11 protein-coding genes are annotated in these 17,388 nt (G+C 71.6%); 7 read left to right on the forward strand and 4 right to left on the reverse strand.

Annotation, left to right across the window (positions count from 1 at the left end; genetic code table 11):
* The first annotated feature begins 124 nt into the window (after positions 1-124).
* The 7 genes from E1262_RS12770 (at position 125) to pstB (ending at position 9,003) form a co-directional block, all read left to right on the forward strand.
* Positions 125-2,209, forward strand: coding sequence for an RNA degradosome polyphosphate kinase (locus tag E1262_RS12770; RefSeq protein WP_132103512.1), 2,085 nt, complete (start codon positions 125-127; stop codon positions 2,207-2,209).
* The gene (locus E1262_RS12775) at positions 2,206-3,747 is read left to right on the forward strand and encodes a CYTH and CHAD domain-containing protein (RefSeq protein ID WP_132103513.1); all 1,542 of its coding nucleotides are present in this window, start codon (positions 2,206-2,208) and stop codon (positions 3,745-3,747) included. Before E1262_RS12770 ends, E1262_RS12775 begins: the two co-directional genes overlap by 4 nt.
* Positions 3,744-4,661, forward strand: coding sequence for an NUDIX hydrolase (locus E1262_RS12780; protein WP_162605882.1), 918 nt, complete (start codon positions 3,744-3,746; stop codon positions 4,659-4,661). The genes E1262_RS12775 and E1262_RS12780 overlap by 4 nt, the downstream gene beginning before the upstream one ends.
* A gap of 204 nt (positions 4,662-4,865) precedes the next feature.
* Positions 4,866-6,011: a phosphate ABC transporter substrate-binding protein PstS gene (gene pstS / locus E1262_RS12785; RefSeq protein WP_132103515.1), complete on the forward strand. Its 1,146-nt coding sequence runs from the start codon at positions 4,866-4,868 to the stop codon at positions 6,009-6,011.
* A 122-nt stretch (positions 6,012-6,133) separates the two neighbouring features.
* Positions 6,134-7,090 (forward strand): phosphate ABC transporter permease subunit PstC, encoded by a 957-nt coding sequence (pstC, locus tag E1262_RS12790; protein WP_132103516.1) that lies wholly within the window; start codon positions 6,134-6,136, stop codon positions 7,088-7,090.
* The gene (pstA, locus tag E1262_RS12795) at positions 7,090-8,205 is read left to right on the forward strand and encodes a phosphate ABC transporter permease PstA (RefSeq protein ID WP_132103517.1); all 1,116 of its coding nucleotides are present in this window, start codon (positions 7,090-7,092) and stop codon (positions 8,203-8,205) included. The genes pstC and pstA overlap by 1 nt, the downstream gene beginning before the upstream one ends.
* Before the next feature lie 18 nt (positions 8,206-8,223).
* A complete protein-coding gene (gene pstB, locus E1262_RS12800) occupies positions 8,224-9,003 on the forward strand; it encodes a phosphate ABC transporter ATP-binding protein PstB (protein WP_132103518.1) in 780 nt (259 codons plus the stop codon).
* 64 nt (positions 9,004-9,067) lie between these two features.
* Here the strand turns inward: pstB and E1262_RS12805 are convergent, their stop codons facing one another.
* The 4 genes from E1262_RS12805 to E1262_RS12820 all read right to left on the reverse strand — a co-directional run bounded on the left by E1262_RS12805 (position 9,068) and on the right by E1262_RS12820 (position 17,371).
* The gene (locus tag E1262_RS12805; protein ID WP_132103519.1) at positions 9,068-13,786 is read right to left on the reverse strand and encodes a ThuA domain-containing protein; all 4,719 of its coding nucleotides are present in this window, start codon (positions 13,784-13,786) and stop codon (positions 9,068-9,070) included.
* A gap of 244 nt (positions 13,787-14,030) precedes the next feature.
* Positions 14,031-15,038 (reverse strand): inorganic phosphate transporter, encoded by a 1,008-nt coding sequence (locus E1262_RS12810; protein WP_132103520.1) that lies wholly within the window; start codon positions 15,036-15,038, stop codon positions 14,031-14,033.
* 4 nt (positions 15,039-15,042) lie between these two features.
* Positions 15,043-15,654: a DUF47 domain-containing protein gene (locus E1262_RS12815; protein ID WP_132103521.1), complete on the reverse strand. Its 612-nt coding sequence runs from the start codon at positions 15,652-15,654 to the stop codon at positions 15,043-15,045.
* A 94-nt stretch (positions 15,655-15,748) separates the two neighbouring features.
* On the reverse strand, positions 15,749-17,371 hold the full coding sequence (locus E1262_RS12820) for a serine/threonine-protein kinase (RefSeq protein WP_132103522.1): 1,623 nt from the start codon (positions 17,369-17,371) through the stop codon (positions 15,749-15,751).
* Positions 17,372-17,388 lie beyond the last annotated feature (17 nt).

Here is a 17,388-nt window from a genome sequence, read left to right on the forward strand (position 1 = left end):
CGCGCCGGTGACCGCCGGCCGGACGCCACCATGAGCGGCGATCACCTCAGGTGCGACTTGATCGCGGACCAGCGGCGGGTCCGGCCGCTCCCGTGCTACCCAGTGTTCACTCGCGCGTGTCAGCATGGGGGACATGGCGGAGCCGATGAAGCCGGAAGAGCGCTACCTCGACCGCGAGTTGTCCTGGCTCGCCTTCAACACCCGGGTGCTCGAGCTGGCCGAGGATCCCGACGTGCCACTGCTGGAGCGAGCCCGGTTCCTGGCCATCTTCTCCAGCAATCTCGACGAGTTCTACATGATCCGCGTGGCCGGACTGAAGCGGCGCATCGCGGCCGGCGTCGCGTTCCCCTCGGTCAGCGGCATGATGCCGCGCGAAGTGCTGGAGCGCACGCTCGAGCGCACGCGGGAGCTGGCCGCCCGGCAGACCCAGTGCTTCCGCAGCGACGTGCTGCCGGCGCTGGTCAAAGAGGGCATCGACATCGCCCGGTGGGACGACCTCGACGACGCCGAGCACGTGAAGCTGCGGCGGCTGTTCAGCGAGCGGATCTTCCCGGTGCTGACGCCGCTGGCGGTCGACCCCGCGCACCCGTTCCCGTACATCTCCGGGCTGTCGCTCAACCTCGCCGTCGTCGTGCGCAACCCGCGCAACGCCACCGAGCACTTCGCCCGGGTCAAGGTCCCGCCGAACTTCCCGCGCTTCCTGCCGGTCGCGGAGCAGCGGTTCGTGCCACTCGAAGACGTCATCGCCGCGCACCTGTCCCAGCTGTTCCCCGGCATGGAGGTGCTGCAGCACCACATGTTCCGGGTCACCCGCAACGAGGACGTCGAGGTCGAGGAGGACGACGCCGAGAACCTGCTGACCGCCATGGAGCGCGAGCTCATGCGGCGGCGGTTCGGCCCGGCGGTCCGGCTGGAGGTCGAGGAGACCGTCGACCCGCACGTGCGCGACCTGCTCCAGCGCGAGCTCGGCGTCAGCGACGGCGAGACGTTCACGCTGCCCGGCCCGCTCGACCTCACCGGCCTCAACGCCATCGCCGACCTCGACCGCGCCGAGCTGCGCTACCGGCCGTTCCTGCCGGCCACCCACCGCGACCTGCGCGACGTCGAGTCCGCCTCGCCGGCGGACATGTTCGCCGCCATCTCCAAGGCCGACGTGCTGGTGCACCACCCGTACGACTCGTTCTCGACCAGCGTGCAGCGCTTCGTCGAGCAGGCTGCGGCCGATCCGCGGGTGCTGGCCATCAAGCAGACCCTGTACCGCACCAGCGGTGACTCCCCCATCGTCGACGCGCTCATCGACGCCGCCGAGGCGGGCAAGCAGGTGCTCGCCGTCGTCGAGATCAAGGCCCGGTTCGACGAGCAGGCCAACATCACCTGGGCACGCAAGCTCGAGCAGGCCGGCGTGCACGTCGTCTACGGCCTGGTCGGGCTGAAGACGCACTGCAAGCTCTGCCTGGTGGTGCGCGACGAAGCCGGCGGCATCCAGCGCTACAGCCACATCGGCACCGGCAACTACCACCCGCGCACGGCCCGCATCTACGAGGACATGGGCCTGCTCACCGCCGACCCCGACGTCGCCGAGGACCTCAACCACCTGTTCAACACGCTGTCGGGCTACTCGCTGGAGTCCGCCTACAAGCGGTTGCTGGTGGCGCCGCACTCGCTGCGCAGCGGCATCGTCGAGCGCATCGAGCGCGAGATCGATCAGCATCGTGCCGGCCGCCCGGCCCGCATCCGGTTCAAGGCGAACAGCTTCGTCGACGAGGCCGTCATCGACGCGCTGTACGAGGCGTCCGCCGCCGGTGTGCCCGTCGACATCTGGGTGCGCGGCATCTGCAGCATCCGCGCCGGCGTCCCCGGATTGTCCGAGAACATCCGGGTCCGCAGCGTCCTCGGCCGGTTCCTCGAGCACTCGCGCGTCTACTCGTTCGAGAACGGCGGCGACGCCGAGCACTGGATCGGCTCCGGCGACCTCATGCACCGCAACCTCGACCGCCGGGTCGAGGCGCTGGTGCGGCTGAGCCGGCCGGAACACCGGCAAGAGGTCGTGGGCCTGTTCGACCTCGCCTTCGACCCCGGCATCTCGTCCTGGCACCTGCGCCCCGACGGCACGTGGGAACGGGTGCACACCGGGCCCGACGGCGAGCCGCTGGCAGACATGCAACAGGTGCTCATCGAACGTAAGCAGCGCCGGAGGTCCACCACGTGAGCCGTGCGGAGCAGGCCGCCCGACCACACAGCGCCCGTGAGGTCGAGCAGAAGTTCCGCGTGCACGGACTGTTCCGCATCCCCGATCTCTCCACGCTTCCGGGCGTGTCCGCCGTCGACGACCTGGGCACGGTCGAACTGGAGTCGGCCTACTACGACACCGAGGACCTGCGGCTGGCCCGCGAGGGCATCACGCTGCGCCGGCGCGGCGGCGACGACGAGGGCTGGCACCTCAAGCTGCCGGCCGGCGGTGTCGGCGCCCGCGACGAGCTGCGGCTGCCGCTGGACGCCGGTGACGTACCGCCACCCGCGCTCACCGCGTTGGTCCGGGTGATCACCCGTACGGCGCCGCTGCAGCTGGTCTCGACCCTGCGCACCACCCGGGACCGGCGGGTCATCCGGTCCGAGGACGGCGACGACGCCGGCGAGCTGGTCGACGACACCGTCCAAGTGGTGGGCGCCGACGGCACCGTCGCCGCCCGGTTTCGCGAGCTGGAGCTGGAGGAGCGGCACGGCGGTCCGCTGATCGCGACGGTGGCGACGGCGCTGACGGAGGCCGGCGCGGTCGGCGGCGAGTTCGTCGCCAAGGTGGTCCGCGCGCTGGGCGCGAACGCCGCTGCGCAGCCGGAGGTGCCGGAGCTGCCGGCGCCCCGGCCGAAGGACCCGGCCCACGACGCGCTGGTCGCGTACCTGGCGCGGCACGTGCGGGCGTTGCGGGCCGCCGACGTCGCGTTCCGCCGCGAGCCCGCCGACCCCGAGGCCGTCCACCAGCTGCGGGTGGCCGCGCGCCGGCTGCGCAGCGGGCTGCGCACGTTCCGGCCGCTGCTGGACCGTCCGTGGGCCGAGGAGCTGCGCGCCGAGCTGGCCTGGTTCGCCCGCTCCCTCGGCGAGCTGCGCGAGGGCGACGTGCTCCGCGAACGGCTGGAGCGCCACTGCACCGACCTGCCGCCGGACCTGCCGGCCACCGAGGTGAAGCAGCTGCTCGCCGAGGTGCTCGGCGGCACGGTGGCCGACGCCCGGGCCCGGGTCGGCGAACTGCTCGACGACGAGCGCTACCTCGCCCTGCACGACCACCTGGTCCGCGCCGTGGCCCGCCCGCTGACCCGGCCCGACGCCGAGCGGCCGGCCCGCGACGTGCTGCCGGGGCTGGTCGAGAAGGCCTGGGCGAAGCTCGACGCCGCGGCCGGCGACCTCACCGACGCGGCGCCCGACGAGGAGTGGCACGCCGCCAGGCTGGCCGCCAAACGCACACGCTACGCCGCCGAGGCCGTCGCGCCCGTGCTCGGCGGCGACGCGAAGGCGTTCGCCAAACAGGTCGAGAAGATCACCGAGATCCTGGGCGAGCATCAGGACGCCGCCATGGCCGCGGCGAAGGCCCGCGAGCTGGCCAACTCCGACCACGCCTCCGCCGACGTCGCGTTCGCGCTCGGCGTGCTGGCCTCGAACGAACGCGCGCACGTGCACGCCGCCCGCGCCGCGTTCGCCGACACCTGGCGGCACGTACGGCGGGCGAAGTGGCGCCGATGGATGGAGACGTGACGTCCAGGCGCGACCCGGTGCTCGCCGCCGGGGCCGTGCTGTGGCGCGAGCAGCCGGGCGCACCGGACGGCCGGGTCGAGATCTGCCTGGTGCACCGTCCCCGGTACGACGACTGGTCGCTGCCCAAGGGCAAGCTGGAGGCCGGCGAATCGCTCCTGGTCTGCGCGGCCCGCGAGGTGTTCGAGGAGACGGGGCACCAGGTGACGCTCGGCCGGCCGCTGCCGCCGCAGCACTACACCGTCGCCGGCCGGCCCAAGACGGTGCGCTACTGGCTGGCCGAGGCCGATCCGCACGCGGCCGCGCGGCTGCCCGACCGCGAGATCGACGAGGTGGTGTTCCTGCCGGCCGGTGAAGCTGTCCGGCGGCTGTCCCACGAGCGCGACGCCGAGCTCGTCCGCGCCGCGCTGCGCGGCCCGCTGCGCACCACGCCACTGGTGCTGCTGCGTCACGCCAAGGCGGTGCCGCGCGCAACGTGGCCCGGCCCGGACATCGAGCGGCCGCTGGCGGCCGAGGGGTCCGCCGACCTCGAGCCGCTCGGCGAGGCGCTCGGGACCCTCGGCCTGGGGCGGGTGCTGTCCAGCGACTCCGTCCGGTGCGCCGAGACCGTGCGCCCTTTCGCCCTCAAGCAGGGGCTGGTGGTCGAGCTGGAGCCGCACCTGTCCGAAGAGAACCTGCGGGTGCGCCACGACCACCCGGCCGAGGCGGTCATCCGGTCGCTGCTGCGCGACGGCCCCGCCGTCGTCTGCTCGCATCGCCCGGTCCTGCCGCTGCTGTTCGAGGCGGCCGGCGCCGACCCGGGCGACGACCTCGAGCCCGGCGAGTTCGCCGTCCTGCACCACGAGCACGGCCATCAGGTGACGGTCGAGCGGCACCGGCCCCGCGGTGCCGGACCGCCGGCGGTTATCGACCTGTGACCGCCCTCAACGGCGGGTCGTGATCGTCCCGCAACCGGCCACGCGGCCTGTTCACGTGACGGCCATCACACCGTCAGCGATCCGTCGCCTTCTCTGCGTCAGGCGTTCATTCCCCGTTCACTCTCAGCGGGGAACGGTGTCACCTCGGAAACCTACGTTCTAGGCGATACGCAAGGACGAATAGGTCCAGGAAGGACACCAGACGTGAACCTCAGCATCGTGCGCCGCACGCTGGCACCCGTAGCCGTCGCCAGCGCGGCCGCCCTCGTGCTGGCAGCCTGTGGCTCGGACCCCGACACCACCAACTCCTCCGACGAGGAGACCGACAGCGGCAGCGGCGAGACCGCGGGCGGCGAGGAGCCCGCCGGCGATCTCTCCGGCACGCTGAACGGCGCCGGCGCCAGCTCGCAGGAGTCCGCGGTCCAGGCGTGGATCGCCGGGTTCCAGCAGCAGTACCCCGACGTGACCGTCAACTACGCCCCCGACGGCTCCGGCGCCGGCCGCGAGCAGATCACCTCCGGCGCGGTCGCATTCGCCGGCTCCGACGCCTACCTCGACGAGGAGGAGATGGTCGCCGCGGAGACCGCGTGTGGTGCTCCGGCCGTCAACCTGCCGCTGTACATCGACCCGATAGCCGTCCCGTACAACCTTCCGGGCGTCGACAACCTGCAGCTCGGCCCCGTGACGCTGGCGAACATCTTCAACGGCACCATCACCAACTGGAACGACCCGGCCATCGCCGCGGACAACCCGGACGCCACGCTGCCGGACCTCGCCATCACGCCGGTGCACCGTTCCGACGAGTCGGGCACGACCGAGAACTTCGTCGAGTACCTGGCCGCCGCCGCGCCGGAGGCCTGGACCTACGAGATCAGCGGCGACTGGCCGGCGGAGCTGCCGGGCGAGGCCGGCGCGCAGACGCCGGGCGTCATCGCCGCCGTCCAGGCCGCCGAGGGCACCATCGGCTACGCCAGCGCCGCCGCGGCCGGCGACCTGCAGACCGCCGCCATCGGCGTCGGCTCGGAGTTCGTCGAGTACTCCGCCGAGGCCGCCGCGGCAGTCGTCGACGCTTCGCCGCGCGCCGAGGGCCGGCCCGAGAACGACCTCGCGATCGAGCTGGCCCGCGACACCACGGATTCCGGCGCCTACCCGATCGTGCTGATCTCGTACACGATCGTCTGCACCGCCTACGAGGACCCGGCGGTCGGCGACCTGGTGAAGGCCTACGTCGGCTACGTCGCCAGCGACGAGGGCCAGCAGGCCGCCGCCGACGCCGCGGGCTCGGCCCCGATCTCGCCGGAGCTGCAGACCGAGGTCCAGGCCGTCGTCGACTCGATCGAGGTCGGCTGAGTCCTATCCTGTGCACGAAGTTCCACGTCGCCGGGCGGCTCGTCCCATGCGGGACGGACCGCCCGGCGTCCGCACGACAACCGGCATGAACCGCGAGACCTCCACGACCCGGAGCTGACGCCGTGACCACCACCGCCAAGCCACCGCCGACCGAACGGCCCACCGCCACGCCACGGGCCAAGGCGCGCCCCGGCGACCGCATCTTCTCCCGGTCCGCGCAGGTCGCGGGCATCCTGATCCTGATCATCCTGGCCGGCGTGGCCGCGTTCCTCGTCCGCGAGGCGCTGCCGACCTTCAGCGCCGACCCGTCGGAGATCGACGGCGGCGAGGGGTTCTTCTCTTACGTCTGGCCGCTGGTCTTCGGCACGCTGGCCGCGGCCGTCATCGCGCTGATCGTCGCAACGCCGCTGGCGCTGGGCATCGCGTTGTTCATCTCGCACTACGCGCCCCGCCGGCTCGCGCAGGGCCTCGGCTACATCGTCGACCTGCTCGCCGCCATCCCCAGCGTGGTCTTCGGCCTGTGGGGCATCCAGTGGCTGGCGCCGCAGGTGCAGCCGGCCTGGTCCTGGCTGGCCGACAACCTCGGCTTCATCCCGCTCTTCACGGGCCCGGCCTCGGCCACCGGCCGGACGATGATGACGGCCGGGCTGGTGCTGGCGGTGATGATCCTGCCGATCATCACCGCGATCTCGCGCGAGGTGTTCCTGCAGACGCCCACCCTGCACGAGGAGGCCGCCCTGGCGCTCGGGGCCACCCGCTGGGAGATGATCCGCGTGGCGGTCATCCCGTTCGGCCGGCCCGGCATCATCTCCGGCATCATGCTCGGCCTGGGCCGCGCGCTGGGCGAGACGATGGCCGTCGCCATGGTGCTGTCCACCGGCGGCTTCACCTGGTCCATGGTCACCAGCGGCAACAACACCATCGCCGCGGAGATCGCGCTGGACTTCCCCGAATCGTCGGGCCTCAAGACGAACACGCTCATCGCCGCGGGTCTGGTGCTCTTCGCCATCACCCTGGCCGTGAACATGTTCGCCCGCTGGATCGTCTCGCGCCGCAGTGAGTTCTCGGGGGCCAACTGATGTCCGTCGCCACCAAGCCGCCCGCCACCCCGGCCGCCCCGAGCTCGCTGGCCCACAACCAGCTGCCCCGGTACACCACCCAGGTCGTCCTGGTCCTGTCGATTGCGGCCGGCGCCGGGCTGTCCGCGCTGTTCGGCGGCTTCTCCCCGGTCTCGTTCGCCGTCCTGTCGGTGCTGGTCTTCGGGGTCGTCAACACCACGCTCGCGGGCATCGTCGAAGGCCGGCGCAAGGCCGTCGACAAGCTGGTCACCACGTTCGTCTACACCGCGTTCGGCATCGCTCTGGTCCCGCTGATCTCGGTGATCTGGTCGGTGCTCGACAACGGCGCGGAGCGGTTCAGCATCGACTTCCTCACCACCTCGATGCGCAACGTGACCGGCCTCAACGACCAGCAGGCGCTGGAGGGCGCCGCGCCGTTCATCGGCGGCGCCTACCACGCCATCCTGGGCACCTTCCTCATCACCGGCCTGGCCACGATCATCTCGGTGCCGATCGGCCTGCTCACTTCGATCTACCTGGTCGAGTACGGCCGCGGCCGGTTGGCCCGGTCCATCACGTTCTTCGTCGACGTCATGACCGGCATCCCGTCCATCGTGGCCGGCCTGTTCGCCGCCGCGCTGTTCGCGGTGCTGTTCGGCGTCGGCACCCGCAACGGCTTCGCCGGCGCCGTCGCCCTGTCGGTACTGATGATCCCGGTAGTCGTGCGGTCCAGCGAGGAGATGCTGCGGATCGTCCCGAACGAACTGCGCGAGGCGGCGTACGCCCTGGGCGTGCCCAAGTGGCGCACCATCGTCCGGGTCGTCGTCCCGACGGCCATCTCCGGCATCGCCTCCGGCGTCACGCTGGCCATCGCCCGCGTCGTCGGCGAGACCGCGCCGCTCATCGTCACAGCGGGCTTCACCTCGTCCATCAACAGCGACCCGTTCTCCGACTGGATGATGTCGCTGCCCGCATACGTTTACAGTCAGGCGATGCGCCCGTTGTCGGGCTCGTCGCCGGAGCCGAGTTTCGACCGGGCCTGGGCCGCGGCGCTGACGCTCATCCTGATCGTCATGCTGCTGAACCTGGTCGCCCGGCTCATCGCCCGCCTGTTCGCCCCGAAGACCGGCCGCTAGAGCAAGGAAACCGCCCTTATGTCCAAGCGCATCGACGTCGGCGATCTCAACGTCTACTACGGCAGCTTCCTCGCGGTCGAGGGCGTGTCGATGGCCATCGAGGCCCGCTCGGTCACGGCCTTCATCGGCCCGTCCGGCTGCGGGAAGTCCACCTTCATCCGCACCCTCAACCGCATGCACGAGGTCATTCCCGGCGCGCGGGTCGAAGGCAAGGTCATGCTCGACGGCGAGGACCTCTACGGCGCCAACGTCGACCCCGTCACCGTCCGGCGCCAGGTCGGCATGGTGTTCCAGCGGCCCAACCCGTTCCCGACGATGTCCATCCGCGACAACGTGCTGGCCGGTATGAAGCTCAACAGCAACCGGCTGAGGAAGAGCGAGGCCGACGACATCGTCGAGCGGTCACTCAAGGGCGCGAACCTGTGGAACGAGGTCAAGGACCGGCTCGACAAGCCCGGCTCCGGCCTCTCCGGCGGCCAGCAGCAGCGTCTGTGCATCGCCCGGGCCATCGCCGTGCAGCCCGAGGTGCTGCTGATGGACGAGCCGTGCTCCGCGCTCGACCCGATCTCGACGCTGGCCATCGAGGACCTCATCGGCGAGCTGAAGCAGAACTACACAATCGTCATCGTCACGCACAACATGCAGCAGGCCGCCCGGGTCAGTGACCGCACGGCGTTCTTCAACATCGCCGGCACCGGCAAGCCCGGCAAGCTGATCGAGATGGACGACACGACGAAGATCTTCACCAACCCGAGCGTGAAGGCCACCGAGGACTACGTCTCCGGCCGCTTCGGCTGAGGATCGGCCACGCGGACGCGCCCGCCACGACGGTCGTGGCGGGCGCGCCGCGTTCGGTGCGGCGTCACCTCGGGCCGGCGGCACCTCCCCGGCCGACCCCGGACTCGGCCGCGGCCCGCCGGATCGCGCTGCTCTCGCGGGCGTCGATCACGCCGTCGGCGACCAGCTGGTCCAGCACCGCACCGACGTGCCGGAGGAACGCACCGGACGTTCCCCAGTCGCGGTCCTCCTCGATGAGGTCGTTGACGGTGCACCCGTCGGCGTCCGCGCGGTTCGGCACACCGCTGTCCACCGTGCCGACGACGACCGTCGCCCGCGGATCGGGGTCTGGGCAGGTGGTGTCGACCGGCGCGATCCACACGTCGCGGAACTCGACGTCGGAGCCGTCGTGGTGGTTCTGGAACCCGATGTGCCCCTCGAGCGCCCGGCTGCCGTCGCCGGTGTAGGTGTTCACCAGCTGCCCGTTCAGCCAGACCGTGTAGGTCTGCCTGACAGCGCGGATCTCGTAGGTGTTCCACTCGCCGATCGGGTTGGCCAGGACGTCGGTGATGGTGGCGAAGTTGTAGATCGAGCCGGTCTTCTGCGGGTCTCCGCCGGCCGGGTTGTCCTCGATCTGCGCCTCGTAGCCCCGCACGCTGTCGTCGGGCTGCCGGACCCACGGACCCTCCCAGCCCAGCGGCGCCGGGAAGCGCATGAACACCCCGGAGTTGTCCGTCGGGTTGTTCATCCGGTACTGCAGTCGGAGGTGGAAGTCGCCGAAGGCCCGCGGCGTGTACCACAGCAGGCCGCCGGAGCCCCGGCTCAGCAGCGTGCAGTCAGATGTGACAGTGAACGACCCGTTGCCCACCATCTCCCAGTCGTCCAGCGTCTTCCCGTCCCACAGGGCGGTGTAGCCATCGGCCGGTTCGGGGTCCGGGCAGACCTGGGGCTCGGTCTCGGAGAGCTCGAACCGCTCGAACGCGACGTCGACGACCGGGATGTTCGGGTCGCCGTTCCCGCCGGACAGTGCGACCACGCCGACGTTCCAGGACGACGCGGTGCCCAGGCCGTACGGCCGGCCTAGCGGCGTCCACTCCTCGCCGTCGGCCGAGTACTCCGCCGTCACCGCCAGCCCGTCGCTGACCAGCCGCAGCTCGAACGTGTCGGGGAAGTCGGCCGGCAGCGCGGCGTAGTCCTCGGCGGTGTTGCGCTCCTGGCCGCCGGCGACGGTGAAGAACGACATCCGCCGGGTGCCGTCCGGCCGCGCCATCACGACCGCCTTGGCGAAGTCGGCGTCGCCGGCGTGCAGCACGAGGCCGGCCTGCTGGAACGCGGTGCTCACGTCCGCGGTGACCCGCGTGGTGGCGGTCCAGCCGCCGTCCGGTGCCGGCCGCATGACGAGGTTCGTCGCATCGGCCCGCGCGGCGGTCAGCTCGCCGTGCGCCGTCGGCAGCACCAGCTGCCCGCCGGCCACCTGGTAGCCGTCCGGGTCGTGGCGGACGATCGACGTCCAGCAGGACAGGTTCAGCGCATCGCCGTCGAACTCGTCCACACCGCCGTCCTCGCACGGCGGGGGCGGCACGCCGACGCCGTCGCCGTTGAACCGCAGCCAGTCCAGCGCCAGCAGGTCCGGCCCGCCGGCCCCGACGGCGTCGTTGCGGAACGCCAGGTAGACGTCGAACGTCTCGCCCGGATCGCCCAGGTCGGTGGTCCGTTCGACGACGGTGTCGACACCGCCGGTGACCGGCACGTCCACCGAGCCCAGCAGCTCGCCGTCGGGGGCGTCGCGGCGCACCTCGATGGTGCCGCCGTGCGCCGCGGAGGAGGCGCCGACGGTGAGCGACTCGATGTTCGTCAGGTTCACGGTGTCGAACCTGATCCAGTCGCCGTGCGAGATGCTGCCGACCCGCGCCCGGGCGCTGGCCAGCGGCCGCTCGAACACCTGGACGCCCTGGCCGGCGGCGAAGTGCTCGGCCTCCCGCCGCTTCGGGTTGAGCCGGACCGCGTCGGCGCCGGTGAGCGGCTCGACGCCCGGAGCGCCCGCGTCGGTGAAGCCGGCCTCCAGCACGTAGTAGAGGTTGGTCTCCTGGCCGTGCCCGCCGTCGGTGATGGTCGGGATCGTCCCCGTGCAGTGCGGGTAGTTGTCCAGCGGATGCGCGTGCTGGTCGTGGCCGAGTAGGGCGCCGACCGTGACGCTGCCGCACTCGATCGTGCCGCCGGCGATGCTGCCGTCCTCGGCGTCGTCGACCGCCACGTCGTAGGCGACCTCGTCACCCCAGTCGAAGAAGCCGCCGTGCGGTGGCCAGCTGAACCCGACCTCGGGCCGGGTGTTGCCGGCGGAGATCCGGACCGCGGCCACCGAGCTGCGGTCCCGGCTGTCGGTGACGGTGAGCAGCGCGGTGTAGTTGCCCGCCTCGGTGTAGGTGTGCGACGGATTCTGCTCGTCCGAAGTGGCGCCGTCGCCGAAGGACCAGTGGTAGGTCATCGGCAGCCCGGCGGGGTGCTCGGTACCCTCGCTGGAGAACTGGACGGTGAGCGGTAGCTGCCCCGACGTCGGCGTGCCGGACGCCTTCGGGATCGGCGGCCGGTCGCCACCCACGTAGTCGATGCGGTAGATGCCGGCGCCCTCGTTGACGTCGCCGCGCCCGGCCCCGCTGCCGGAGCCGAAGTCGATGACGTAGAGCGATCCGTCCGGGCCGAACGTCGCGTCGAACGGGCCGCGGAACGAGGTGGAGCCGAACACCGGGTTGATCGACAGCAGGTCGCCGGCCGCGACCGGCGCGAACCGCTCGTCCTGGAACGACTGGTCCTCGTGGACCCGGGTGATCGTCTTGTACCAGTTCCGGGCGTACTCGAAGACGAACCACCTACCGTCGTAGTACTCCGGGAACTTGGTGTCGGACTCCACTTCCGGGTCGTAGTCGTAGACCGGGCCGCTCATCGGCGCCGCGCCGCCAGTGCCCAGCTCGGGGAAGTTCGGTGACGTACCGTAGCCGTACCAGATGTACGCCTCCTGGACCGGCGGCAACTGCTGCAGGCCGGTGTTGTGCGGCGAGTCGTTGACCGGGCCGTTCGCGCAGTCGAACGGCTCGCCGGACTGCCCGGTGGCGAAGTCGTAGTCGATGTAGGGGATGTTGTCCCCGACGCAGTGCGGCCAGCCGTAGTTGCCCGCCTCGCTGACGACGTTCCACTCCACCAGGCCCTCGGGGCCGCGCGCGGGGTCGGCCTGCGTGGCGTCCGGCCCGTAGTCGGCCACGAGCAGGTCACCGGTCTGCTGGTCGACGGTGATGCGGAACGGGTTGCGGAAGCCCATCGCGTAGATCTCCGGCCGGGTCTTGTCCTCGGTGTCCTCCGACTCGGGGAACAGGTTGCCCTCCGGGATGGTGTACCCGCCGTCGTCAGTCGGGACGATCCGGATCACCTTGCCGCGCAGGTCGTTCGTGTTGGCCGAGGTGGCCTGTGCGTCCCAGGCCGCTCGGCCGTCCCGCTCGTCGATCGGCGCATAGTTGTTCGACTGGGAGAAGTCGGTGTTGTCGCCCATCGAGGCGTAGAGGCTGCCGTCCGGCCCGAACTCCACCGCGCCGCCCATGTGGACGTTGGCCAGGCCGATGTCGCGCCAGGTCGGGAAGTCCAGCAGCCGGCTCTCCGACTCCATGTCGAGCAGCGACGTCTCGAAGTCGAAGGTGAACCGGGAGATGTTGATCCGCGCGACGTCCGGGTCGGAGTACATCGCGTAGACCCAGCCGTTCTCGGCGAAGCCCGGGTCCAGCGCGAAGCCGGTCAGCCCGTCGGAGTGCCGGGCCGTGCTGAGCCCCAGCTCCAGGTCGCCGACCGTCGTGACCTCCAGCGTCTGCTGGTCGATCAGCTTGAACTGCCCCGTGCGCTGGATGTACATCACCCGGCGGTCCGGCAGCACCTCCAGCTCGAACGGGTCGGCGAGGTCGTCGGTGAGCTGCGTGACGGCGAAGCTGTCGGCGTCCGTCGCAGTGCAGTCGCCCGGCGCCGCGCCGGCCGCCCAGGTGATGCCGCCGAGCAGGTGGCCGGCGAACTCCGGTTCGGCGAACGCGGCGGCGTCGTGACCGCCGGCGGTGTACCAGGACCGGCCGCCGTCGTAGACCTGACACCAGGAGAACGGGTGGTTCAGGCCCGAAGCTAGGCCGGGGATGCCGTCGTGGAGCTTGACCTCGGCCAGGACGTGCACGGCGCCGGTCGGATCCGCGTCGAGGTTCACCCAGCCCTCCGAGCGCTCCCACAGCTGCGGAAGGGCGCTGGTGGACGGGTGCACGCGATCCAGCACCTCGATGCGGCCGGGCAGCGTCTCGCCGGCCGTGCCGAGGTCCGCGTGGCCGCTGATCCGGGCGCCGACCAGGCCGCCGTACCACTCCCAGTCGGGCTCCGACTCGGCTGCGGAGTGCAGCCCGACGTAGCCGCCGCCGTTCTGGATGTAGCGGGTGAACGCGGCCCGCTCCTCATCCGAGAGCAGGGCGCCGCTCTCCGCCGTCGAGTGGGTGTTGTTGAAGACGACGACGTCGAAGCCGGCCAGGCCCGCGTCGGTGAACAGGGCGGTGGAGTCGTCGACCACGACCTCGAAGTCGTGCTCGGCCCCGAGGTCCTGGATGAGCTGGGTGCCGGCTGCGACCGACTCATGCGGCTGCGCGGTCGCCTTGGAGAACACGAGGGCGCGGAAGTGCGGGTCCGCGTCGAGCGCGGGCGGATCGGGTGCGGCGGCTGTCGGCGGAGCGCCGGCGAGCGCGGCCGCCAGGACGGCGGCGGACAGGGCTGAGAGCAGACTGGATCGGCGCATTCGTGACTCCGTCCATACGGGGGCCAGGACGATCGGAAAGCGCTTACCGCGGACCACTCTGTCGGTGATCACTCAGTGCTGTCAAGACCCGGCCAGCGCATGCGGTGCGGCGTTGCTCTCGTTGAGCGTCCACCTGGTGAGATTTCGCCGCGTTTTCCGGGCCGCCCATCACGATTACCTGAGCCTCAACACGGTTGTAAGCGTGTTGAGGCTCAGGTAATCCTCGTGATGTCCGCGAACGTGGTCAGAGGGAGCTGAGACCCGGGATGAGCTGGAGGATCCCGAAGCTGAGCGCGGCCGCCAGCCCGGCCATCGGGATGGTGAGCGCCCAGGCACCGACGATGTTGCCGGCGACGCCCCAGCGGACCGCCGACAGCCGCTTGGTGGCGCCGACGCCGATGACGGCGGACGTGATCGTCTGGGTGGTGGAGATGGGGGCGTGGTAGGCGAACGCCGTCGTGTAGAGCACGCCGGCGGCCACCGACTCCGCCGCGAAGCCCATCGGCGGGTCCAGGTGCACGATGCGCCGGCCCAGGGTCCGCATGATCCGCCAGCCGCCCGAGTACGTGCCGGCCGCGAGCGCCGTCGCCGCCAGCACGATCACCCACCACTGCACCTCGAAGCCGGTTTGGTACTGCCCGACCACCAGCGCCAGCGTGATGACGCCCATGGTCTTCTGGGCGTCCTGCAGGCCGTGACCGAGCGCCATGGCGGCCGCGCTGAGTGTCTGCGCCATCCGGAAGCCGCGGTTGACCCGGCCGGGATGGGACTTCCGGAAGATCCACTGGATCGCCGTCATCACCAGGAACGCCAGCCCGAACCCGACGAGGGGTGAGACGACCATCGGGATGACGACCTTCTCGAGGATGCCGGTCCACTTCACCGAGTTGGCCGACGCGAGCGCCGCGCCGACCAGCCCGCCGATGAGCGCGTGCGACGAGGACGACGGCAGCCCGAACCACCAGGTGATGAGGTTCCAGACGATCGCGCCGACCAGCGCCGCCAGCACCACCAGCAGGCCGCGGTCACCCTCGGGCGCCTCGATGATGCCGGCGCCGACGGTCTGCGCGACCCCGGTGCCGAGGAAGGCTCCCACGAGGTTCATCGACGCGGCCATGAGCAGCGCGGCCCGCGGCGTCAGCGCGCGCGTCGACACCGACGTCGCGATCGCGTTGGCGGCGTCGTGGAACCCGTTGGTGTAGTCGAACGACAGCGCGACGACGATCACCGTCAGGATGAGCGCGAGCTCCACCCGCTCACGACTCCTTGATCGCGATCTGCTCGACGATGTTCGCCACCGTCTCGAAGCCGTCGACCGCCGACTCCAGGGTGTCGACGACGTCCTTGAGCTTGTGCACCGTCAGGGCGTCGTACTCGCCGGAGAAGATCCGCGCCAGCAGCCGCCGGTAGTCCTGGTCGGCCTGGTTCTCCAGCCGGTTGACCTCGATCCAGTAGTCGGTGAGCTCGGACGGGGTCTGCAGCCGCGGCATCGCGTCGGCGGTCAGTTCGGCCGCGCGATCCAGGACGTCGACGAGGTCGCCGACGCCCGACGGCAGGTCGCCCACCCGGTACAGCACCATGAGGTCCAGCGCGGCCTCGACGTCGTCGAGCACGTCATCGAGCGCGCCGGACAGCCGGTAGATGTCCTCGCGGTCGAACGGCGTCACGAACGTGGAGTTGACCCGCCGGACGATGTCGTGGGTGTGCTCGTCGCCTTGGTGCTCGACCTCCTTCAGCCGGACCGCGATGTCGGCCCGGTCGGAGTCGGACGCGAGCGCCTCGGACAGCAGCCGCACGCCCTCGCGCAGGTTGCGCGCGGAGGCGGCGAACAGATCGAAGAAGGCGTTGTCCCGCGGAGAAAGGCGCACGAAACTCCTCTGTCGGACGAAGGCGAACGCTGGAATGCTAAACGGTGAACAGCATGTGACGCGGCACACGCGCCCCCGGTTCACCAGTGGATCTTCAGCCGGGCCACCGGTCGAGGTCGGTCAGGGAGAGGTCGGCCGGCCACCAACCGGCACCGAACGAGTCGAAAATCAGCACCGCACCGCAGGCCAGCACGAACAACGCGCCGAGCACCACCCACGCCACCTCGCGCGAGCGGTCCAGCGGGGCCAGGATCGCCCGGATGCCGTGCCGGCTGCGCACCGTGCCGGGACCACGCCAGACCAGCCACGTCGCCACCACCGCCGCACCGATCGACGGGGTACGCGCGCCGCCCGCGTCGAGCAGGTCCAGCAGGCCGCCGACCAGCAGCGCGCCAAGCGCCGCCACCAGCAGCTGGGCCAGGCACGGCAGGGCCGCGGCCACGGCGTCCCAGGGTGCGGCCAGCGCCGCCACGACGGAATCGTTGCGATGGGCGCCGCGCGTCTCGCGCCGCTCGAACAGCCGCCGCTGGATGCGCCAGACAATGCGGCCCGTCAGCAGGATCAGCAGCGCGGCGACGGCGCCGGCGTACGGCATGCCCGCGATGAGGAACACCAGCAGCAACCCGCCCAGGCCGATGGCCAGTCGCGACCGCCAGCTGCGCGGCGCCGGCGGCTCGCCGCCCGGCCGGGGCGGCGGCACCGCCAGAGGCGACGGCTTCGGCGGCTGCTGCTCGCGGGCGCGCTGCTCGCGGATGCGCCGGTCGTAGCCCGGCAGCGTCGGGGGCTGCACCTGGGTCGGCGGGACATACGGCGGCGGCGCCGGCTGGAGCTGCAGCGGTGGCACCGGCGCGATGACCGCTGTGTCGTCGAGGGCCGGCGGGGCCGCGAGGGTGGGCGGCGCCGCGGCGATCGTCGGCGGCTCGTCCGGGCCGAGCGCCTGGGCCAGGGCCGGAACGCCGGGGCGGCGGGCCGGGTCGGGGTGCAGCGCGACGTCGAGCACCGTCGCGAGCCAGGGCTCGACGCCGCTGAGGTCGTGCTCACCACGCCGGATGCGGTCGACGACGGCGAGGTCGGGCCCGCCGCCGTACGGCGGCCGGCCGGTGGCGGCGTAGGTGAGCGTCGCCGCCCAGGCGTGCACGTCGGTGGCCGGGGTCGGGTCGCGGCCGAGGACCGTCTCAGGGGCGAAGTAGCCGGGCGTCCCGGAGATCAGGCCGGTGGCCGTGAGCCGGGTGTCGTCGGTGGCGTGCGCGATGCCGAAGTCGATGAGCACCGGCCCACCGGCGGCCAGCATGACGTTGCCGGGCTTGATGTCGCGGTGCACCACACCGGCCGCGTGCACCGAGGTGAGCGCCTCGAGCAGGCCGCGCGCCAGGATCCGCAGGTCGGGCGCGGCCAGCGGCCCGTGCTCGGCCACCCACGCGCTCAGCGGGACGCCGTCGACGAACCGGGTGACGATGTACGGCGGATCGGCCGACACGTCGGCGTCGAGCACCTCCGCCACGCGGTCGCCGCGCACCCGGACCAGCGTGGCGACCTCGCGTTCGAACCGGCGGCGGCCGTCGGTGCCCCCGACCAGCCACGGCCGCAGCGTCTTGACCGCGACCGGACGCCCGTCGCGAGCGGTCGCCAAGTACACGACCCCCATTCCGCCCTCGCCGAGCTGGCGGACCACCCGGTACGGGCCGATGTGGGTGAGTTCGGCCGGCCTCGCATCCACACATAGACGGTAACCGA

The organism is Jiangella aurantiaca (assembly GCF_004349105.1).
GTDB lineage: Bacteria > Actinomycetota > Actinomycetes > Jiangellales > Jiangellaceae > Jiangella > Jiangella aurantiaca.